Origin of the sequence: Alteraurantiacibacter aestuarii, from assembly GCF_039523595.1 — a bacterium.
GTDB classification, from domain to species: Bacteria; Pseudomonadota; Alphaproteobacteria; order Sphingomonadales; family Sphingomonadaceae; genus Alteraurantiacibacter; species Alteraurantiacibacter aestuarii.
Genome location: NZ_BAAAFP010000001.1, coordinates 303764 through 324609 on the forward strand (window position 1 = coordinate 303764; position 20846 = coordinate 324609).

Sequence of the window (20846 nt, forward strand, 5' to 3'; positions counted from 1 at the left end):
AGATGGCCAAGGACTTTTCCCTGCTCACCAAGACCTTCCGGAATGATCTTCCCGAATTCGAGAAACTATGTGCAACGATAGATGAGCACATGCCCGATCGCCGGCATTATGTCCTCATCGACCACAGCGATCTGGAACTGTTCAGCCGCTTCAAGTCCGAGCGCCGGATCATCGTCGATTGCAGCGAACTTCTGCCGGGATTCCATGAGTTCGAATTCATGGGCAGGAGGCTGTGGTGGGCTCCGCCTGCCAAACTCGTCCGCGGATGGATCTATCAGCAGTTGGCGAAGATACAGTTCGTCGCCCGGTGCACGGAAGATGCCATCGTGCTGGTCGACAGTGACGCCCAGTTCCTGCGTCCGGTAGAAGACCGGCATGTGTTTGACGGTGACCGGGTGATCCTGTTCCACAATCCGGACAATCCTTCGGGCGGCGTGGCGCAATCGGACAAGTGGCACAATATCGGCCTGCGCTCATTCGGGCTGCCGGAAACCGGCTACACGGGCTTTGACTATATCTCGCAGGCGGTGGTGTGGTCGCCGGAAATTGTCCGGGCGATGATCAGGCGCATTGAAAACGTCAGCGGTTCGCAATGGGTCAAGGCGCTGATCGGGCGGTTTCGGTTCTCCGAATATGTTCTTTACGGTGTGTTCTGCGAGCAGGTTCCCGGTCCGCATCAGGCCATGGTGGCGCCAACCGATCGCGAGATTTGCCATTGTTCCTGGCATCACGATCTCTCAACACCAGCCGGTGTGGAGGACTTCATCGCCGGGTTCAGCGATCACCATGTGGCGATATTGATCCAGTCCAACCTGCATATGCCTGCGGCGGAGCGTGACCGGATTTTTGAACGCTTTTCCGCTAACGAATCGGCTCAAGGCTAACGTCAGGCAGAGTTGGCGTCAGGCAGAGATAACGTCAGGCGAACCCGGAAGCTCTGGCCTGCCACAGTAGGCATCACTGCAAGGACGATCACTCCGCCGGAACTGAAACCCGCCAGGGGGTGGAACCGGATGAACCGGTCTCATCTGCAGAAGCCGAAGCCCTGGCAACGCAGAACAACGATTCACCAAGCGTCCTGGGGCCGAAAGCTGCTCGCATCGGCAACCAGATCGGGGCAGTCAGCATCCGGCGCATGGGGGTGGCGAACGAGCCTGCCGTGGTGGTTTCAATACAGTCGAAGCCGCACTCGGCAGTCATCAGCGGAAGCTGCCCTTCCTGGATCGGCGAAATATGCCGCTGGCTGCGATAGTTACGCTCTCCGAAGCCCCACAGATTGCCGGTCAGCGCAAACTTTATGCGACCTTCGAAGAAGGCGATGTTGGGTGTGGAGATCACCACGTGGCCGCCATCCTTCAGCAACTTGCGGCATTGCTTCAGGAAAGCCCGCGGATCGTCGAGATGCTCGATCACCTCGCAGGCGACAATTGCATCGAAATTGCGTTCGGAGATTGCCTCGGAAAAATCCTCATTGAAATCGCAGGCCCAGTGGTCGTCGACCTTTTCAGTCAGGTGATTGGCCAGATCGGCAGCCAGAAGGCGGGTATATCCGTTGGCCCTCAGCCGGGAAATCAACGCCCCTGTGTAAGCCCCCAGATCCAGAATCTTGGCGTCCAGCGGAACGTGCTGGAGCATCAGCTCGGCAATTTTCTGATGCGTTCCAGGCGCCGCCGCCACGCGATGATTGCCGTAGGTTTCGTTAGGTTTCCTGAACAAATCCACTACTCCGATCGTTACCGGTCACCATAGTGTGTTTTTGCACTGCACAAAACTCTTCAGTTGCTGCACTGCAAAATAAATCCTACGAGCGCGTCCATCGTGCAGCCGCATTAGAGGTTCCACAAGGAATGACCGAAGCCGGTATCGATGTCAGCATCCTGATTGTAGGCTACAACTCCCTCAAGCATCTTGAGGAGTGCCTTGGATCGATACCGCAAGCAGCCGCCAGCTATTCTTGCGAAGTTCTGTTCGTAAACAATGGTACGGACAATTCCGAAGCATTTATTGCCCGCCGCTTCCCCGATGTGCGCGTCTTGCAAAGCCGTGGGAACGTCGGCTTCGCGCAGGCCAACAATTATCTGGCAGCGCAGGCCCGTGGACAATGGCTGCTGCTGCTCAACCCCGATACACGCCTGTGCGAAGGCGCGATCGACACCCTCCTCCAAACGGCGGAGCGGCACAGTGATTATGCTGTGTTCGGCGGCATGCGTCTGACCGATGACGGCCAGCCGCAGACGCTGACCGCGCTGGAATTCCCGACCATCGGCAGTCTTTGGCAAGGCGTGATCGGCCGCGCGTCATCGGCACGAATGGGTATGACCAAAGACGAAATCGCCGAGGTCGACGCAGTGAGCGGCGAATTCCTGCTCGTCCGCTCCGCACTTTGGCAACAGCTTGGCGGGATGGACAACGCCTTCTTCCTTTACGCGGAAGAGATGGACTTCTGCTGGCGCGTCAAATCGGGGGGCGGCAAGGTCGGCTTCGTTCCGGGCAGCTGCATCTACCACGATGTGGGGAGCGGGGAGAGTTTCTCCGCATTGCGGATGGTCTTCCAGTTCACCGGCAACGCGCACTTCTATCGCAAGCATTATTCGGGCGCCTATGCCTTTGCCTGCCTGGCCACCTTGTGGCTGGTCGCTCTTACGCGCCTGGCCGGCGGTGTGTTGATGTCCTGGCGCAAGCCGAAATATGCCCGGATGGCGCGCGGCTTCAGGCAAGTCGGCCTGCAGCCATGGATCTGGATGCGCGGCTATGTCACCTCGGCTGATCCGCGCAGGACCAGTTCATAGGCGGTGTGCCCTTGCGCCGGGGGAACCCGCGCATGGGACTGGCAGGCGTGCTTCGAAGATCGGTCTATTCAGGCTGCGCAAGCTGGCGCTGGCTGACGATCCGGCCAGGTGATCCCGCGACGATGGCCATCGGCGGAATATCGCCCTTCACAACGGCCCCGGCCGCGATAATCGCCCCGTCACCGATCCGCGTACCCGGAAGCACAACCGCGCGCGTGGCCAGCCAGACATCATTGCCGATGATCACATCACCTTCGGTCATCGGCTGATCTGTAATCGGCGCGCCATCGTTGTAATTATACGTTGCGGCGGTCAGCATGACTTCGGGACCGAACAGCACATCATTGCCGATGATGATCCGGCCAGACCCCGGCCCCGCCCAAAGATGACAACGCGATCCGATTCTGACGCGGTCTCCGATTTCTATCCGTTCGGCATGGGAGAATACCGCGTCGGGGCTGATGCGCGGTGTGCTGCCAAGCTGCATGACGCGCAAAGGGCGGACGTGCATATAATTGTAATAATTCACAAATTTGAACAGGTGCAGCCATGCGCGCGGATCGATAACGGATTCTACCAGTTGCCACAGCCGCTGCCGCCTGGAGAGATTTACCTTTTGAACCGGCGCATCCATCGCGTTACCTTCGGTGCTAGCTGGGGGACGTGCTACACGGGTAATGCATTCGCCGGTCAAGCGTCCATACTCCGCGGCCAACAATCGCCAATATGGCAAATAGCGGATGGCGGGCGGGACTGGCTTCATGTCACAAATTGTTCATATTTTGTTCTTTCCTACAGTCAGAGACCACTCATAAGCGCCATGTCCTATCTGATTCACAAGAAGGAGCAGGACATGTTCAAAGACACTTTCCGCAACTCGGTCGATTCTCCGATGGCGCCAGCCGAAAGGTGCTTTCCGATCACCCCCGATGACAACGTCGACATCGATTTTGCGACCAAGGCGCTTTATGTTGGCACCGGCGGAGATGTAACTCTGGTCCCGGTGCGCGGGGAGAATCCCGTGACATTTCGCAATCTTCCCTCGGGAGCCATCCTGGACGTGCGGGTCCGTGCGGTGAAGGCGACCGACACAACGGCAGCTGATATCGTGGGCCTCGCCTGATGGGTGGTTTCGGGTTTGGCTTCGGTTCCCAGGGCCGGGTGCGCATGCACGTGCATCCTGGGTCTGGCGGAGGGGGAGTGCCCGAAGGGCAGCCCATGCTCTCCACCATCTCCCCTTCCGGCGCGTGGACCGGCACGGCGGGCAGCGGCTTTGTGGCCGCTCCGGCCGATCCGGTGCGCACCACGGCCAAGCCGGTCTGCCGCCTGCTGGTTCCACCAAACCAGTATTTCACCGACGAGTTGACCGTTGGCGTGATCGCGGCGGCAAATCACAACGGGTCTTTGCTCGCCAATCTCGGCCTGGTGAAGGTCGTCGCCCATTTCGAGGGCGCCAGCGTCGACATTATGGCGCCCAGCTTCCACACTTTCGCCGATGCCAATGGCAAGCCGGTTACCTATTTCGGCTGGTGGGTAAGTCTGAAGAAGCCGGTGGGGGTGGCAGGCCATGCCAATCTCTATTTCGAGGCTGTGCCCAAAGACGCGACGATGCAGCACCGCGTCATGGGGCCATATCAGTTCAGCCCGCAGGCTGCGTTGCATGACAGATATTACACCATTCAGCCGTCGCTGCCGAATGACATCCCCAATGGCCGTTTCATGGATTTCAACCAGCTCTTCTACAACATGGCAAACAATGCCTCATTGAGGGGGCAGAATCCCCATGTCCAGATACTGGAAGCGGGAACCTATGATCTGCCAACCTGGATGGGCACGTATCAGGGGCAGGGGTATCTGACGATTGAAGCGGATGTGCCTGTGACGATTGGCCGCGCGTCATCTGGCCTCATGCGCCCACGCTGGGACGGTATTCACTTCAAGGGCGAAAACATCACGCTCGACATGGTGAATATCCAGCAGCTTTACCACGAAGGCTCGGCCCGCAGGCACTGGCTGGACGGGATCACGATCACTGACAGCGCGGGCAATTACTACCTCGTCAACAAGGGCCAGAAGATTTCCACCGGCGTTCGTTATGGCGGCATTTTCACCGAATGCGACATCAGCAACGTGCAGGATTATTGCAATGGTTCAACGCTGGTGCGCGGGTGCCATATCCATGACGGCTGCCGAGATGTGATGAGCGATGCCACGTGCATGGTGGACAACACCATCACCAACTGGACCAGCAAGGAATGGCGCGAGGAAGTCCCCGCCCTGAGTGTGCAATATACCGGCGCAGGAGCCACCGCCACGCTGGCGCTTTCGGGCGCCAATGACGCAATTTCCCGCACCTTCACTGCCAAGGTGGGCGGCGTGTCCGTTGGCACCTATGTGGTGGTCAACAACAACCCGGCGGGCAATTATGACGTGTCTGACGTGGTCGCGTGGCTGAACGGCCTGACTGACTGGACCGCCACCACGCTGGACGATACCCGCCGCGCCACCGCGCTGGGCAAGGCTGGATCTGCGGGCGCGGCCTTTGGCGATACGGACGTGAAAACCGCGCCGTTGACGCTGATTGCAATGTTCGATCAGCACTCCGATCTTTGGCAGAGCGGCACGTCGCTGGACAATATCGTAATGTGGGGCCTGCGCTGCTGGGACATGGGAACGCAGAACATCTACATGGGTTCCGCATCCGGCATGAGGGACGTTCTGGTGGCCAACAACAGCTTCCACCTTGACCCGACAAACCCCGAAGCGACGGTGATTTTCCACCAGCTGTCCGGCGCACAGAGCCACTTCATGGTGGCGCATAATTCCAGCGCCAACCAGGCGATGTATCTGCGCGTCGATATTACCGGCTCGTTCAAATACAACCCCGATGGCTATTGCCTGATGAGCAACAACGTGTTCCCCGGCTTCGTGGTGAGCGGGACGCCCGATGCCGATCTGGTGATGGCCGATAACCATATGCATGGCGGGGCAGGCATACCAGACGGGGCGACAGGGACGACTACTGGCGGCACCGCTGCCAGCCTGTTTGCCGATGCCGCGAATGGCGACTTCACCCCGGCGGGCGAGTTGCTGACCAATCTGAAAGTGCCAATCCTGAAAATCGACCTGGTTGGCAGTGACCGCGGCGCAACGGCAGCAGCCGGAGCGTTGAGGTAGTCAGGACGTAGATGGATCGGGCAGGGTGGCGCGCGGATTGATCAATCGGCGTGTTATCCTGCCCCGTCAGGCGTTGCGTCGCCCTTCCTGGCAAACGGCGGCATGTACCGGGCAAACTTGCTCGCCGCGATGCTTTGGCGGATGGCATCGGGCATCTGCAGCAGGGTGACAAGCACAGCCAGACTGCCCAGAACCACCCCGATGAACAGGTTGGGGAACCAGTCTTGCGTTTCGGCGCAAAGTGCCAGTGCGATCGCCACCAGACCGCCGGGCGCCGCCAGCTTGCGCAACATCGGGGCGGTCAGCAGGCGGGCCTTGTACAACAGCACGATGCAATCGAGGGCGCAGCGCAGCGCGAACGCAATGGCGGCGCCGGCCAGGCCGAAAGATGTTCCCAGGAAATACAGCAGCAGGAAATAGGCGGGCAATTCGCAGACGTGCAGGATTGCGGTGAAGCGCGGATTTCCGCGCGCCTGAAGGAAAGTATAAGGGACATTCGCCAGCGCGTTGACCCAGAAGCCCACCAGAACGATCTGGCCGATCAGGATTGATCGCAGATCGAGGTTGTCGCCCAGCCACAGCTTCATCAACGGGCCGGCAAGGCAGATCAGCCCGATGATGATCGGCGCATAAAGCTGACCGATGAAAACCAGCGAAGTGCGCGACAGTTCGATTGATTCCCCATGTTCCTGGGCGGCCATTCGCGGGAACAGCGCCTGAATGATGCCATAGGGGAAGATCATCGTGCGAAGGGCAATCTGGAAGGGCACGGAATAGGCGACGACCGCTGCCGCGCCCATGACCGCGCCAATCACGAAGCGATCGGAGATCGTCATCAGCGGGCCAACGAATGCCGTCACCATGATCCACGCGCCAAAACCCGCAAGGCGGCGAAATTCGTCTTTTGAAGGCGCGATGGACTCACCCTTCAGGAAGGTTTTCCAGACGCCGAACGACACCATTGCCAGGCCCAGCAGTCGCCCGACGAGCGCGGAGCCGATCAGATATTTGAGCTCGTGACTGAACTGCCATGCCACCACCAGGGGGAGGATCTGTGAAGCGGCATTGCTGAAGGTGTTGCCAAGCGAGACGAGCTTGAACCTCTCCAGACCGGTCAGCGCGCCAGACACCACCCCGGCAATGGCGATCAACGGCACGCACAAGGCCAGCAACCACAGCGAATCCAGCAATTCGGCGCGCAGGACCTCATCGACCTTGAACAACTCGCTGAAGAACAGGCTGGACATGGCATAGATCAGCGCTGCGCCGACAAAGCCGAAAGCCGCGACGCTGAACAGGGCGGACCAGACTGCCCGCGCCATGCCGCTGCGGTCATCCTTCGCCATGGCGCCGATGCGCTGGGCAATCGCCCGGCCGATCCCGAAATCGGCCTGACCGAAGTATCCCAGCAGCAGCCAGGCGATCATCAGCGCGCCATATCGATCATTGCCGATCATGTTGATGTAGATCGGCACGGTCGCAATGCCGATGACAATGGCCAGACATGCGGGAAGAAAGCTCAGCAAGCTGTTGGTGGCGATTTTCATTCGATCTCCAGACTTCGCATCCGCAGCTTGTTCAAGAGCCGGTTCCGGCTCCGGCCATCGCCCGCTGCCTGCTCTTGGATGCAGCCAACGACAAGCAGAAATTGGTTGGCATCTCCAGTACGCGCCTTTAGAGATGCTGCAATGCAACATGAGACGCCAATAAAATGACGCCTTCTGGATCGGAAGAAAGAATTGGCGCGAGGGAGGCCAGTTTCGAAAGTGTCGAAGCCTGTCCTTTTTGTCGCAGCACAAGTCATTCTGCCGATGTCAGTGATGTAGCGGACTATTTCTTCGCCACTTACGATGGAACCAGCGATTTCGCGCGCTGCTCCGATTGTGGGAGCCTGTGGCAGCAAAAACGACTGGTGCCGCACCTGCTGGCCCAGACCTACAAGAATTATTATACTCATGAACTTCCCTCGGCTGAGCCGGATCAGGTCAAATCTGGTGGTTTGAAGGAGGCTTTGCGCGAATGTTACGTTCGCTGGCGTTTCGCGAACAGCGCGCGCATGGCCGACGTTCTGGGGGCAATATCCTATCGACTCGTCGCCCGTGAACTGGACAGATTGGATGTCCGGTACAGATATACGCCAAGAGGCCCCGCTAAAATTCTCGACTATGGATGCGGGAATGGTGACTGGCTCAGAATTATGCGCGGCATGGGGCATGATGTTAGCGGCGTCGATTTTGACCTCGCTGCAATCGCAGTTGCGGCGCAAAGCGAGATCCCTGTTTTTACTCCTGATCAAGCGGCGGAATTGGACTGGTCCGAGAAGTTCGACGCTGTAACATTGAGCCATGTGATCGAACATGTGCCTGACCCCCGGGCATTGCTTCAGCAGGTTTATTCCTGGCTCAAGCCGGGCGGCATAATCTATGTTGAAGCGCCGCATGCGAATGCAGAAGGTCTGGCAGTTTTTGGTCGGTACTGGCGCGGCCTCGAAGCGCCACGGCACCTCGCGATTCCAAGCCGGGTCGGACTTTTGACAGCGCTCAAGCATGCTGGATTTGCAAACCCTCAGTCTGCGATTGTGAGGCAGGTCAGATCATGGGTTTGGGAGCGGTCACTTTCTGTCATCAAAGAAGATGAACGAGGTGAGGTTAATGAGCGTTGGCGAGACGCCCAAGAGGAAAATATAGAAAATTCTGAGTATTTGGCATTTGCATTGCAGAAGCCTCAAATAAAGTGATTTGAGGGAGTTTGAGACTTCATTCAGCATCAGTATATTCAAGAATTTTTTCTGCAGGAAACCGATGTTGAAATCGGTAATCTATTTAAAATTTATATCCTAATTTGGGGCTGTTCTAAAATGGATAAAACGCAATTTGTACAAGCGCTTCGAGTTCGGTTGAAGGAGCGGGCGCCAGATTCTGTTGTAAGAGCCCTTCGTTTCGCCCGCGCACAGCTTCGACGGCCTCCAATTGACGATGTCGTGTTGATGGACTTCAAAATGGTGCCGGAAGCTTCCGAGATGCCGCGCATTAACCTCGTAATGCCCGCGCTCACGGCAGGAAGCGATTTCGGCGGTGTCTCAACCGGAATTGAACTCTTCCTGCGGCTGGTGCGTGATTTGCGTGCCTCTTGCCAGATCGACATGCGCCTGATCGTCACCGATTACACTACTCAGAGCGACCCGGGGATATTCACGCGGCGTGCGGAAAAGGCAGGTGAAACTGTTTCGCCTGAAGATATTTCGCTGGTCAGGTCGAGCAGCGACAACATCACGGTAAGGAAGAACGATATCTTTTTTACTTATAACTGGTGGACAACACTAAATATACAAAAACTGATTGATCAGCAGACGGTACATTTTGGCCGATCTCCGCTCCCGTTGATCTACCTTATGCAAGATTATGAGCCAATGTTTCACGAGTTCTCTTCATCCCATATGCTGGCGAGAGAAGCTCTTGATACAGTGCCTCGGCTCTGGACCATTCTCAACAGTTCCAATCTCAAGAATTTCGTTGATCTTCTCGGTCACCGGATGGAGCGTAGTTTTGTGTTCGAGCCGGTCGTCAGCGGGTCCCTGCGGCCATATCTTGGCATGGTGCCGGCGAGCCAGCGGGAAAAGAAGATCCTCGTCTATGGCCGCCCGACGGTGGAGCGTAACTGTTTTCCGGCGCTGGTCAGGGGCCTGCGTCGCTGGGCGCGGGATTACCCGGAATATGCGGATTGGGAGATCATCTCTGCCGGCACGGAGCATCCACCGGTGCCGCTGGTGGGTGACCGCGAGATCCGCTCGGTCGGCAAGCTCTCGCTGGATGATTACGCCGATACGTTGCTCAAATGCTCGGTCGGTGTCAGCCTGATGGCGTCTCCCCATCCCAGCTATCCGCCGCTGGAAATGGCGCATTTCGGGCTGCGGACCATCACCAACACCTATGCCTGCAAAGATCTGTCCAGCTTTCACGGCAATATCGTGTCGGTGCGATCCATCGCCGAGGAACCGTTGGCAGCGGCCATTGCGCAGGCCTGCGCCAGCTATGGCCAGCCGGTCAGCGATGAAGGCAATGCGGAATATCTGCGCGAGGATTCCTACCCTTTCCTTGCGCAGCTGGTTGCCGAAATCACCGCCGAACTGGCCTGAGCCCGGTCAGTCTGCGGCTGGCGGGGCCTGATTGGATTGCGATAACGCGCCTGCCAGATAAGGCGCCAGCCTTGCCTGCAGGACCGGTGAGAGTTGCAGCGAGTACGGCACCGAAAGGTGATCGCCATCCGAATATCGCAGCTGGCCTTCGGGGCCGAACAGCGGGCAGTCCACCGGGCCACAAATCGCATCTGTCAGAAACTGCTCATAGGCGACATTGCTGTGCGTCGCGGCCAGCTGTGACAGGATCGGGGCATAGAGCGCCCGTTGCTCCTCCGCCGCTGCGCGCGGCAGGGCATCCAGCCCGCTTCCATGGCTGACCACGCCGCGCACGTAATGGCGCACGTACAGCTCGCGTCCGGTGGGCACATCGTCCAGGAAAACAAACTGCCGATCGGGAAAACGCGCAACCAGCCGGTTCAGAGCGTTGGCAAAGGCGCGCGGATTATAGTCCGTGCCCGATCCGTCATAATCCTCATCCGCGAAGATAGTGCCATTGTGGCGATATGTCCGGCTGGTCGCCTCATATTGCCAATAGCCCGCCATCACGACGGTGTGGATCTGCGGATTGGCATCCAGCCAGCCGAACACCTCCGGGGTCAGGTTAGGGGCATAATTGGCACCCAGGTTTCGCCGCCCGGGCATGGGGACGTAGCCGGCAGAGGACAATTGCGCCCCTGACACGCCAAGCGCATCGGCGGCCTGGAATATTGGCGGGGAGAGTGCCCCGGCATGGCTGTCACCGATCAGCGCAAATGTCGGGGCCACGCCTTCGCGCCCCCGGATGCAGAAGTCTCCGGCGCTGATATCGCCTTCTTCCAGATTGTAGCATTCACCGCGCAGGTCGCTCCGGCTCTGAGTGTCCAGCAGCGCTTCGAGTTCCTGCCTATTGTCAAATCGTTGCGGGAAGCCGCCGCCCAGATACATCGCAAAGCCCGCAGCCACGAACAATGCCGTTCCGCCCGCCGCCGCCAGGAAAAGCGGCTTTCTGCCCGCCAGCACACGCTTGCGGCGTACGGGAGTTTCGACAAGCTGCAAGGAGGCATAGGCCAGCACCAGCGAGATCAGCAGCGCGATTGCTCCGCGCCATCCCCCTATCTCCTCGCGGCCATAGCTGAGCGCGACGATCACCGGCCAGTGCCACAGGTACAGCGAATAGGACAATTTGCCGATCCACACCAAGGGCGAGAGCCGCAGCACGCGGTGCATGATCGTGCCGGGATAATGGCCTGCCGCCAGCAGCGCAGCAGCACCCAGCACCGGCATGGCGACATAGCTGCCCGGAAAGGGTGTGGCCTCGTCAATCACGTAACACGACGCCAGAATCAGACCTGCACCGGCGAGCGTGATCGCCTCCGCCACTGGCCGGGACCTGACCCAGCCCGTTCCCGTCAGCGCCAGCACCCCGCCCACGCCCAGTTCCCATGCTCTGGCAGGCAGCAGGAAATAGGCCGCCATCAAGCTCACATTGGTCAACACGACGCACAGCACGAAGCCCGCGATAGTCATGGCGATGAGAATGGGCAGGATCAGCCGCCGCGGTATCCAGCGGATCAGCAGTGCGAACAGGATCGGCACGACGATGTAGAACTGCTCTTCCACCGCCAGCGACCACGTGTGCAGCAGCAGCATGGTGGTGGCATCATCGCTGAAGTAGCCGGTGTCCCAGTAGAAATTGAAATTGGCCAGATAGAGTGCGGCACTGAACAGGCTGCGGCCGAAGCTGGCGACATCGAACCACGCCATGGCCAGCAGCGCGTAAATCGCCGAGGCCAGGAACACCACGAAGGCGGCTGGCAGCAGGCGGCGAATGCGCCGCTCGTAGAAATCGGCGTAGCTGAAGGTGCCCGCCGTCATCTCGCCAAAGATGATGCGCGTGATCAGGAATCCGGAGATGACGAAGAACACGTCAACGCCAACAAAGCCGCCCGGCACGCCCAGATTGGCGTGGAACAGCAGTACGGGGATGATGGCCAGCGATCGCAGGCCATCGATATCAGCGCGGTACGTCAGGCCAGGATGTCCGGTTCCGCTCATCAGCCACCTCGCGCGCTCAACCGCGCAGCAGAGGACTCCACCACGCTTCGTTTTCAAGATACCAGCGCAGTGTTCCCGCCAGACCGCTTTCGAAATCATGCTGTGGCATATAGCCAAGTTCGGCCTTGGCCTTGCGTTCGTCAATCGCATAGCGGCGATCATGGCCGACGCGGTCGGTGACGAAGTGCTTCAGCTCGCTGGTGGCGCGGCCCTTTGCGGCCGGCGCATCGGGATAGCGATCGGCAAGCCCGTCAATCTCGGCGAAGGCGCGGTCAACCTCTGCACAGATGCGGTCTATCACGGCCATGTTTTGCAGTTCCTCGCCGCCGCCGATATTATAGGTCTCACCCGGCTTGCCCGCGGAAAGGCACGCTTCGATCCCGCGGCAATGGTCTTCCACATGCAGCCAGTCGCGCACGTTCATGCCATCACCATAGATCGGCAATGGCTTGCCCGAGAGCGCGTTGAGCAGGAACAGCGGAATCAGCTTTTCCGGATATTGGTAGGGACCGTAATTGTTGGAACAATTGGTGGTGGTCACTTCCAGCCCATAAGTGTGGTGGTAGGCGCGCACCAGATGGTCCGAAGATGCCTTTGACGCCGAATAGGGCGAGTTTGGCGCATAGGGCGTCGTCTCGCTGAAGGCGGGGTCCTGCGGGCCAAGCGTGCCGAACACCTCGTCTGTCGAGATATGGTGGAAGCGGTGCGGCTTGCCGCCGTCCACATCCAGCCAGACCTTGCGCGCGGCCTTCAGCAGGCTGTTGGTGCCAAGGATATTGGTTTCGATAAAGGCATCTGGGCCGGAGATCGACCGGTCGACATGGCTCTCGGCAGCGAAGTGAACGATGGTTGCAATATCGCGTTCACGCAGCAGCTTTTCGGCCAGATCGGTATCGAGGATATTGCCCACCACCAGCTCGGCCTGTTCCACGCCGGCAATGGTGGACCTGTTGCCAGCATAGGTCAGACAATCGAGCACGATGATGGCGTCATCGGGGTGTTTGTCCGCCCAGTAATGGACGAAATTGCCGCCGATGAAACCGGCACCGCCGGTTACCAGTACGTTAGCCAAGAGCCTTTTCCTCTTTCAACATGGTCCGCAGGTTGTGACGCCAATGCGTCCAGCCATCTTGCAGCAATGCGCGGGTGGCACTGCAATCCAGCAGTGAGAATGCCGGACGCACCGCCGGTGTGGGATAATCCGCAGTGGTGATCGGGTGCAGCGGGATCGCCTTGTCCAGCAGCCCGGCCGCAAGCGCCTCGTCCTGGATCGCGACGGCAAAATCATACCAGCTGGCCACGCCGGCATCGCTGTGATGATAAATGCCGCTGGCCCCCTGTGCGGCCAGCCCCCACAGCACGGTTGCCAGACCCGGTGCCCAGGTGGGCGTGCCAATCTGGTCGGCCACGACCCGCAGCTCGTCCTTCTCGCGCATCAGGCGGATCATCGTGCGCACGAAATTGGCGCCGCCAGCGGTATAGACCCATGCGGTGCGCACTATCAGCGCGCCGCTGTCTGCGGCAGCCTGCTCGCCGGTCAGCTTGGTGCGGCCATAGGCGGAAATCGGCGCGGGCGAGTCTTCGGGCCGGTAGGCGCGCGAGGAGGTTCCGTCGAACACGAAATCGGTCGAGACGTGGACCAGCCTGCCGCCGGTTTCAGCGAGCGCGGATGCCATCGCCGCCACGGCGGTGCCGTTGATGGCCAGCGCCAGATCTTCCTCGCTCTCCGCCTTGTCGACTGCGGTATAGGCGGCGGCGTTCATCACCAGATCGGGCCTGCCGGTCATTATTCTGGCGCGAATGGCCTCGGCGTCGGTCAGGTCGAGATCGGCAATGTCGATTGCTTCAAGCTCGCACCCTTCGGGCGCGCTGGCGATCAGCGCGCGGCCCAGCTGTCCGCCGGCCCCGGTCACCAGAACCTTCATGCGAAGGCCTCAATCTGCGACAGGCTCTGGCCTTGCTGGTCCTTGGCGGAAAGCTGCGGCCGGGAGCTGCCCAGTGGCCATTCTATGCCCACTTCAGGATCGTCCCAGGCCAGGCTGTGTTCGTTCTGCGGCGCATAGGGAGCGGTGCATTTGTAGAGGAAATCGGTGTTGTCCTCCAGCGTCAGGAAACCATGGCCGAAGCCCTCGGGCACCCAGAACATGCGCTTGTTGGCGGCCGACAGTTCCACGCCCACCCACTGGCCGAATGTCGGCGAGGAGCGCCTGAGATCGACCGCCACATCATAGACCGCGCCTGCCACCACCCGCACCAGCTTGCCTTGCGGACCGGGGTTCTGAAAATGCATGCCGCGCAGCACGCCCTTCTGCGACCGGCTGTGGTTGTCCTGCACGAAGGTCAGGTCCAGCCCGGCATCGGCAAATTTCTGCGCGTTCCAGCTTTCCAGGAAGAAACCCCGCTCATCGCCGAAGACCGGAGGCTCGATGATCAGCAGGTCTTCGATGGCGGTGCGGATGATCTTCATGGTGCGCCTCAGCTATCCAGCAGCTGCATCAGATATTCGCCATAGCCCGACTTGCGCAGCGGCTCGGCGATTTCCTGCAATTTGGCATCGTCGATAAAGCCCTGACGCCATGCGATTTCTTCAGGACAGCAGATCTTCAGCCCCTGCCGATCCTCGGTAATGCGCACATATTGCGCGGCATCGATCAGCGAACCGTGCGTCCCGGTATCGAGCCAGGCATAGCCGCGGCCCATGATTTCAACGTTGAGCTTGCCCTCATCCATGTACAGCCGGTTGAGATCGGTAATCTCCAGCTCGCCGCGCGGGGAAGGCTTCAGGTCGCGCGCGCGATCAACCACTGTTCCGTCATAGAAATACAGGCCGGTGACGGCGTAGTTGGATTTGGGCTTGGCGGGCTTTTCCTCAATCGAGGACGCGACGCCATCGGCATCGAAAGCGACCACGCCATAGGCTTCGGGATTGTTGACGCGGTAGGCGAACACGCTGGCGCCATCCTGGCAGTCGGTCGCATTCTTGAGCAGGTTGGGCAGGCCATGGCCGTAAAAGATATTGTCACCCAGCACGAGCGCGCTCGGCCCGTTGCCGACGAAATCGGCACCGATATGGAAGGCCTGCGCCAGACCTTCAGGGTTGGGCTGGACAGCGTAGGAGAGATCGATGCCGAAAGCGGACCCGTCTCCCAGCACACGCCGGAACTGGTCTGCGTCCTCTGGCGTGGTGATGATCAGTATATCGCGGATCCCCGCCAACATCAGCGTGCTGAGCGGGTAATAGATCATCGGCTTGTCGAAGACCGGCATGAGCTGCTTAGACACGCCTTTGGTCAGGGGAAAAAGCCTGGTGCCCGAACCGCCCGCCAGTATTATTCCCTTGCGCGCAATCACCACTTTTGCATCCCTTCCTGATATTCGAAACTCGCTCAGAAGACACGGTGCTGCATTGCAGCATTGGCAGCTACGGTCAATCACGTAATGCGGTTTCGAGCGGTAATTCAGGGTGGAATTTATGACGCTGTGGCCGCCTGCTCATCGTGTCAGCGCGATTGACCGCGCCGACCCACTCCTGCAAGATTGAACGATGCAGGACCGGGCGATCGCCAATTCTTCAGACGTCGAATTTGCCGGCCCTTCCATCGCGAATCCGGCTGTCGGCGAGGGGGATATTCCGGCGATAGACGAGTTCCTTGCCGGGCTTGGGCGGCCGGGGCCGATGGTGTGGCCCACGGACCTGGCGCCAGTATCGGCAAGCGCCGTCATGCAGCGGGTGAATTTCCACGGCGTGGTTCACCAGCTGCATGCAAGATTGCCCGAACTGGCGAATTTCCCCGCCGGACTTTTGCAGGACCTGCGCAAGGCGGCTGCCTTGCAGGCGCTGTGGGAAGAATCGCATCGCGCAACCTTGGTGCATGTGCTGGAGCTGTTTCACGCAGCGGGGATTGATGTCCTGGTGATGAAGGGCACGGCGCTGGCCTATTCGCTCTATCCATCCGCTGCCGCCCGATCGCGCACCGATAGTGATCTGCTGGTCAGAAAGGAACAGCTGGCCCGCGCCAGAGAGATTCTGGGCGAATGCGGGTATGATTGCCTGGCTCAGGGACGGATCTTTCAGGAAAGCTGGTGGGCCGATTCCGGCATCGGCTTCGTGCACAGCTTCGATCTCCATTGGCAGGTCACGAACATGCCTGCCCTGCGCCGCCTTTTCGATGTGGAGGAGTGTTTCGCCCGGTCCAGGCCGCTGCCCAAGCTGTGCGGCAGCGCGCGCGGCACCGATCCGGTCACAACTTTCATGCAGGGATGCGTGAACCAGTCGCTGCACGAACATTACGGCTATTATGTCGACGGGGAAAAGCTGAAAGGCACCGTGCGGCTGATCTGGCTGCTGGATAACCACCTGCTCGCCTCTTCCTTCTCGCAGGAGGACTGGAGCGAGCTGACCGGAAGCGTGATGCAACGCCATCTGGCACCGATTTGTCTTGCCATGCTGGAACAAACCGTCAGCCTGTTCGGCACGCAGGTTCCGCAGGCCACGCTGGAACAGTGGCGGGCCGCACCATCCACCAATTGGGTGACGCATTACATCGGCACGGCAAACGGGTTTTCCAGGTTCCGGTCAGATCTGCAGGGCTGCCCGGACATGAGGTCCAGGTTCGACCTTGTGACAGCGCGCCTGTGTCCTGGCCGTGACCAGATGCGTGAGCGTTTTCCGGATTTGGGGGATTGGCCGCTGCCGATCCTCTATCTGCTGCGGCTGGTCGCCGGACCGTTCCGCCTCCTTGCCCGGAGGAGCCGGTCATGAAGGCGGGTTTCATGCTGGCCAAGGCGCGCGAATACCGCGGCAGTCTGGTGCTGATCGCCCTGCTGGCGACCGGGGAATCGCTTGCCATGCTGGCGCTGCCGTGGCTGGCCGGCAACGTGCTGGGCGATGTGGTGGCGGCGCAGGCGCAGCTTGCCAATATGGGCGTGGGGCTGCTGATAATCGGCCTGATCGCCATCAGCGCGCTGCATTCGGCGGCGGCAATTCTGTCGGCCTCCACCTCGGGCAAGATACTGGCCGACCTGCGCAATCGCACCCATGCCCATGTCCAGAGCCTGCCGATCGGATTTCACGATCGCAGCCGCCAAGGCGATCTGCTGGCGCTGATGACATATGAGGTCACGCTTCTCAGCTCCTTCCTGTCCTCCACGCTGGCGCGGGCGCCGGCCATGCTCATCACCGGGGCAGGCGCCACGATCCTGCTGTTCATGATCGACCCGATGCTGGCGCTTTTCATACCGCTGATCATTCCGGGGTTCTTCCTGCTGATGAAGATCGGCGGACGGCGGATAAGGCGGCTGGGAGAGCGGAGCCGGGACGCCGAAGCCACCGTGTTCATGACGGCCGAGCGCCAGCTGGCCATTCTTCCTGCGATCAAGTCCTTTGCCATCGAGGAACGGCAGGATGCCGTTTACGCAGACCATGTGGAACAGGCGCGCCAGTTGCAGTTTCATCAGGCGCGGGTGGATTCGATCCTGGGGCCTGCGGTGGGGCTGCTGGCCGGGCTGGGAATTATCGCGCTGATCGTATTTGGCATGAGCGATCTGACCACGGCGAACCGCACGCCAGCGGATATGTTCCGCTTCCTGCTCTACGCCGCCTTGTTGACCCGGCCGGTGGGCGCGCTGGCGGATTTCTATGGCCGCTATCAATGGGCGGCGGGAACTCTTGCCCGGCTTGAAGCCCTGCTCGGCGAAAAGGCTGAGCCCGGCTATGCGCTGGCGGGTGATCCGGGCGCCGTCAGGGGCGCGATCCGGTTTGAAGACGTATCCTTCGCCTATCCGGGACGGCGCGCAACACTCAGCAACATAGATCTTGATATCAAGGCGGGTGAAATCGTTGCGCTGACCGGTGAGAATGGCGCGGGCAAATCCACCTTGATCAGCCTGCTACAGCAATTCTACGTGCCCGACGCTGGCCGGATTTTGCTGGACGGGCAGGACATTTCCACCTTTCAGGTGCAGGCGCTGCGGCGGCAGATCGCGCTTGTCCCCCAGCGCGCCCTGCTGTTCGATGGCACCGTTCGCGACAATATCGCGCTGGCGCTGGATGATCCCCATGACCAGCGGATAGAGCAGGCCGTGCAGCTGGCGCAGGCGGACGAATTCATTGCCGAATTGCCCGATGGATACGAAACCTGGATCGGTGACAACGGCGTGCGCCTGTCAGGCGGCCAGAGGCAGCGGATTGCGCTGGCGCGGGCACTGGTGCTCAACCCGCCCATCCTGATCATGGATGAAGCGACATCGATGTATGATCTGGAGGCCGAGCTGGCTCTTGTGGAGGAGTGTCAGACGGCGCTGGCGGGCCGGACGGTAATTCTGGTGACGCATCGGCCCGCCAGCCTGGCGCTGGCCAATCGCATCATTCGGCTGGATCACGGGCGGATCACCACCTCAGACCCTGGCTGAGTTATCGCTTGGACAAAGGGCTGTCAGGCATCGCTGGAAGTTATCAGCAGATCGTTTTCGAGCAGCTTTTCGACCAGTGCCGCCACGTCGCTTTCAAGCTGGTCGCGGGTGACGTCGAATTCTTCCTCGATTTGGTCGCAGATACCGGCAAGGTTCAGGCTCTGCTTGTCGAGCAATTCCCAGATTGCGCTGCCAACTTCGTTGAGGCCGAAATAGGTGCCACTGGACAAGTTGAGCAACACGGCTTCACCACCCACGGAGCGAGATACAACGTCGTCAGAGGTCTCAACCTTGGCATTCTTGTCCATTAAGCGTCCGATTCTTTCATGTGGTTGCGAATAGCATCGATAACCTGTGGAAGTATCTCAAATTCACGCGGGTAATCGAGTTCGTAGCACGGCAACTTGAATGACAGATTGCCGAGTCTCTCAAAATGGCCGCGCAATCGACCCTTGTCTTCCACGTCCAGAATGAAGGCGTGGGGCAGCAGTTGGGCCAGGGCGCGCTGCGGTTCGATCCGGCGAATCTGCGGCTTCGTGGCGTCGCCCGGCCCAAGCAGATAGATACTGGCGAGCGGCACGCTGTCCCGGCTGAACGGAAGCGATGCTCCTGTCGCCAGTTCCTGCTTGCCGTCTTCATCCGTCCAATCCGGATCATGGCCAAGCAGGAAAGACGCGCTGTCATGAAACAGCCGCAAAACCGCGCGCGCCGGATTGACCAGAAATGCATCTTCATCCGCTTCGATGGCGACGACATCTTCGGAAAGATAGGGATGGCCAGCCTTGGCAAATGCGCCTGCCAGCGTTGTCTTGCCGCGCCGTGAAGCACCCAGGAATGCCGCTGCCCTGCCATCCAGATCAATCGCGCTGCCATGCAGGTTCAGCCCACCGCGATAATTGCCGATCATCGGCAGGATGGCATTGTGATACAGGGTTATTGCAACCGGGCGCATGTCCTCGCTCACCGCGCAGGCGCGCGTGCTCAAGGTGCCCGATGCGATCTCGAAATCGGCCTGGTCGGGAAAGCGCACCAGATAGCCGCCATCCCTGCGGTAAAACTGCGCAATGGTGGAACCATCGGGGCTTACCCAACTGTCATAGGGGCTGGTGCGGACGGCCTTCTGGGACTGCGGTGGAGCTTCGGCGAATGACGTCAAGACGTGTCCTTGGCCATTGCCTGTCGAACGAAGCGGCGCAGGAGCGTTTCGGTTGAAAAGAGGTTGGCATGACTTGCAAGCATGGCGTCTTCGATTTGTGCCATTGTGCGCTGGCCATCAATCAGCGCCAGTATCGCCTTATGTGCTTCACCGCGCGTGTTGAGGCGCAGCGGGGTGTCGGCATTCTCAGCCAGATCCTGCGGGGCCAGGATGCGCGTCTGCCATGTCGACATCTTCTGTCTGGGTGCACCATTGGGCGGGCGGATTGTCCAGGCAATGGTCTCGGCATCTTGCCGCACGCGGATGGAGATACCGATCTCATCGCCAGCACGGACCTGAAATGGCTCGCTGCAGGGAAAGAAGGCGTTGGGCCGTTCGATCGCCTGTTCATCGAGCGGTGAATTGGTCATCCACACATCTTCGGCAATCTCGCAATTGAACCAGCCGACCAGACCATCAAACTGCGCATCGCGCGTGGCCAGCAAAGTGGCCGAGAATGACAGGTTCTCGGGGATGTCGGAATGCAAATCGATATCGCCCAGGGTGACCGGCTGCGCGCACAGTTGGGCGCCCGGGAAATCATACTGATATTTGGTGTTGACGCCCTGTTCGCTGAGCCACTGATAGACGGCGGGGGCCTTTCCGCTATCCCAGAAATCCACCTTGGCGCGGCATTCGGGAGACTGAACTGCCGATATCATCAAGGTGATCCGGCGCGGCACGATCCGTCCGCCAGGTTTCAGGAAGCGGCGCCGGGCATCCAGCACCATTTCCATGATGCCATAATCCACGCCGAAGAACCCGACATGGTCGCAGATGAGCACATCGACCTTTTCCGGCAGCACTGCGGAGAAGGAAGAGCCACGGATGCAAGTGTAACGATCAGCAAGCCCGGCGCGTTTAACGCTTTCGCGGGCGATCTCAATCGCATCGGAATGATCGATGCCATAAATCTGGCTGGCGCCGGCTTCCAGACACTGAATGCCCAGCACGCCAAAACCGCAGCCCAGATCGGCGACCACGTCGCCTGACTTGATCACTTTTTCGATTGCCGCCGAATACCGGTCATATCGACCGGTGAGGGACATGTATTCCTGATGTTCTTCGAGGATCGCGCTCATTCGCCGGCATCAATTCAGCA

Annotated in this window: 19 protein-coding genes; 8 read left to right on the forward strand and 11 right to left on the reverse strand. The window is 59.8% G+C overall.

Going from position 1 to position 20846, the window contains the following annotated elements; all coding sequences use genetic code 11:
- The first annotated feature begins 2 nt into the window (after positions 1 to 2).
- Positions 3 to 884, forward strand: coding sequence for a DUF6492 family protein (locus tag ABDZ98_RS01565; RefSeq protein WP_160590644.1), 882 nt, complete (start codon positions 3 to 5; stop codon positions 882 to 884).
- Positions 885 to 972: 88 nt separating this feature from the next.
- On the opposite strand, the gene ABDZ98_RS01570 is transcribed toward ABDZ98_RS01565, so the two are convergent.
- Positions 973 to 1635, reverse strand: a complete 663-nt coding sequence (locus ABDZ98_RS01570) for a class I SAM-dependent methyltransferase (RefSeq protein WP_160590643.1) — start codon at positions 1633 to 1635, stop codon at positions 973 to 975.
- A gap of 212 nt (positions 1636 to 1847) precedes the next feature.
- On the opposite strand from ABDZ98_RS01570, the gene ABDZ98_RS01575 reads away from it, so the two are divergent.
- A complete protein-coding gene (locus ABDZ98_RS01575) occupies positions 1848 to 2789 on the forward strand; it encodes a glycosyltransferase family 2 protein (RefSeq protein WP_237437460.1) in 942 nt (313 codons plus the stop codon).
- Between the two features lie 64 nt (positions 2790 to 2853).
- Here the strand turns inward: ABDZ98_RS01575 and ABDZ98_RS01580 are convergent, their stop codons facing one another.
- Positions 2854 to 3423 (reverse strand): DapH/DapD/GlmU-related protein, encoded by a 570-nt coding sequence (locus ABDZ98_RS01580; RefSeq protein ID WP_160591099.1) that lies wholly within the window; start codon positions 3421 to 3423, stop codon positions 2854 to 2856.
- Between the two features lie 186 nt (positions 3424 to 3609).
- Between ABDZ98_RS01580 and ABDZ98_RS01585 the strand changes: the two genes are divergently transcribed.
- Positions 3610 to 3912, forward strand: a complete 303-nt coding sequence (locus ABDZ98_RS01585; protein WP_343805371.1) for a spike base protein, RCAP_Rcc01079 family — start codon at positions 3610 to 3612, stop codon at positions 3910 to 3912.
- 77 nt (positions 3913 to 3989) lie between these two features.
- Positions 3990 to 5966, forward strand: coding sequence for a hypothetical protein (locus ABDZ98_RS01590; protein WP_160590640.1), 1977 nt, complete (start codon positions 3990 to 3992; stop codon positions 5964 to 5966).
- 53 nt (positions 5967 to 6019) lie between these two features.
- On the opposite strand, the gene ABDZ98_RS01595 is transcribed toward ABDZ98_RS01590, so the two are convergent.
- A complete protein-coding gene (locus ABDZ98_RS01595; RefSeq protein ID WP_160590639.1) occupies positions 6020 to 7513 on the reverse strand; it encodes a flippase in 1494 nt (497 codons plus the stop codon).
- Between the two features lie 164 nt (positions 7514 to 7677).
- Here ABDZ98_RS01595 and ABDZ98_RS01600 point away from each other — a divergent pair, with 164 nt between their 5' ends.
- The gene (locus tag ABDZ98_RS01600) at positions 7678 to 8703 is read left to right on the forward strand and encodes a class I SAM-dependent methyltransferase (RefSeq protein ID WP_160590638.1); all 1026 of its coding nucleotides are present in this window, start codon (positions 7678 to 7680) and stop codon (positions 8701 to 8703) included.
- Between the two features lie 249 nt (positions 8704 to 8952).
- A complete protein-coding gene (locus tag ABDZ98_RS01605; RefSeq protein WP_337190190.1) occupies positions 8953 to 10101 on the forward strand; it encodes a rhamnosyltransferase WsaF family glycosyltransferase in 1149 nt (382 codons plus the stop codon).
- Between the two features lie 6 nt (positions 10102 to 10107).
- On the opposite strand, the gene ABDZ98_RS01610 is transcribed toward ABDZ98_RS01605, so the two are convergent.
- Genes ABDZ98_RS01610 through rfbA form a run of 5 tightly spaced genes read right to left on the reverse strand, consistent with a single transcriptional unit; the run spans position 10108 to position 15465 of the window.
- Positions 10108 to 12138, reverse strand: coding sequence for an acyltransferase family protein (locus tag ABDZ98_RS01610; RefSeq protein WP_160590636.1), 2031 nt, complete (start codon positions 12136 to 12138; stop codon positions 10108 to 10110).
- 16 nt (positions 12139 to 12154) lie between these two features.
- A complete protein-coding gene (gene rfbB, locus ABDZ98_RS01615; RefSeq protein WP_160590635.1) occupies positions 12155 to 13210 on the reverse strand; it encodes a dTDP-glucose 4,6-dehydratase in 1056 nt (351 codons plus the stop codon).
- Positions 13203 to 14063 carry a dTDP-4-dehydrorhamnose reductase gene (gene rfbD, locus ABDZ98_RS01620; RefSeq protein ID WP_160590634.1) on the reverse strand — a complete coding sequence of 287 codons (861 nt, stop codon included), beginning with the start codon at positions 14061 to 14063 and terminating at the stop codon, positions 13203 to 13205. Before rfbD ends, rfbB begins: the two co-directional genes overlap by 8 nt.
- The gene (rfbC, locus tag ABDZ98_RS01625; protein WP_160590633.1) at positions 14060 to 14605 is read right to left on the reverse strand and encodes a dTDP-4-dehydrorhamnose 3,5-epimerase; all 546 of its coding nucleotides are present in this window, start codon (positions 14603 to 14605) and stop codon (positions 14060 to 14062) included. Before rfbC ends, rfbD begins: the two co-directional genes overlap by 4 nt.
- Positions 14606 to 14613: 8 nt before the next feature.
- A complete protein-coding gene (gene rfbA, locus ABDZ98_RS01630; protein WP_160591097.1) occupies positions 14614 to 15465 on the reverse strand; it encodes a glucose-1-phosphate thymidylyltransferase RfbA in 852 nt (283 codons plus the stop codon).
- A 217-nt stretch (positions 15466 to 15682) separates the two neighbouring features.
- On the opposite strand from rfbA, the gene ABDZ98_RS01635 reads away from it, so the two are divergent.
- Positions 15683 to 16900, forward strand: coding sequence for a nucleotidyltransferase family protein (locus ABDZ98_RS01635; protein ID WP_160590632.1), 1218 nt, complete (start codon positions 15683 to 15685; stop codon positions 16898 to 16900).
- Positions 16897 to 18549, forward strand: coding sequence for an ABC transporter ATP-binding protein (locus ABDZ98_RS01640; RefSeq protein WP_237437427.1), 1653 nt, complete (start codon positions 16897 to 16899; stop codon positions 18547 to 18549). Before ABDZ98_RS01635 ends, ABDZ98_RS01640 begins: the two co-directional genes overlap by 4 nt.
- A 23-nt stretch (positions 18550 to 18572) precedes the next feature.
- Here ABDZ98_RS01640 and ABDZ98_RS01645 read toward each other — a convergent pair whose 3' ends face one another.
- The 3 genes from ABDZ98_RS01645 to ABDZ98_RS01655 are packed head-to-tail and all read right to left on the reverse strand — an operon-like array spanning position 18573 to position 20826.
- On the reverse strand, positions 18573 to 18857 hold the full coding sequence (locus tag ABDZ98_RS01645) for a PqqD family protein (RefSeq protein ID WP_160590631.1): 285 nt from the start codon (positions 18855 to 18857) through the stop codon (positions 18573 to 18575).
- Complete coding sequence (locus tag ABDZ98_RS01650; RefSeq protein WP_160590630.1) at positions 18857 to 19705, reverse strand: phosphoenolpyruvate carboxykinase (ATP); 849 nt, start codon at positions 19703 to 19705, stop codon at positions 18857 to 18859. Before ABDZ98_RS01650 ends, ABDZ98_RS01645 begins: the two co-directional genes overlap by 1 nt.
- Entirely contained in the window at positions 19702 to 20826 is a 1125-nt protein-coding gene (locus tag ABDZ98_RS01655) for a methyltransferase domain-containing protein (RefSeq protein ID WP_160590629.1), read from the reverse strand. The genes ABDZ98_RS01650 and ABDZ98_RS01655 overlap by 4 nt, the downstream gene beginning before the upstream one ends.
- Positions 20827 to 20846 lie beyond the last annotated feature (20 nt).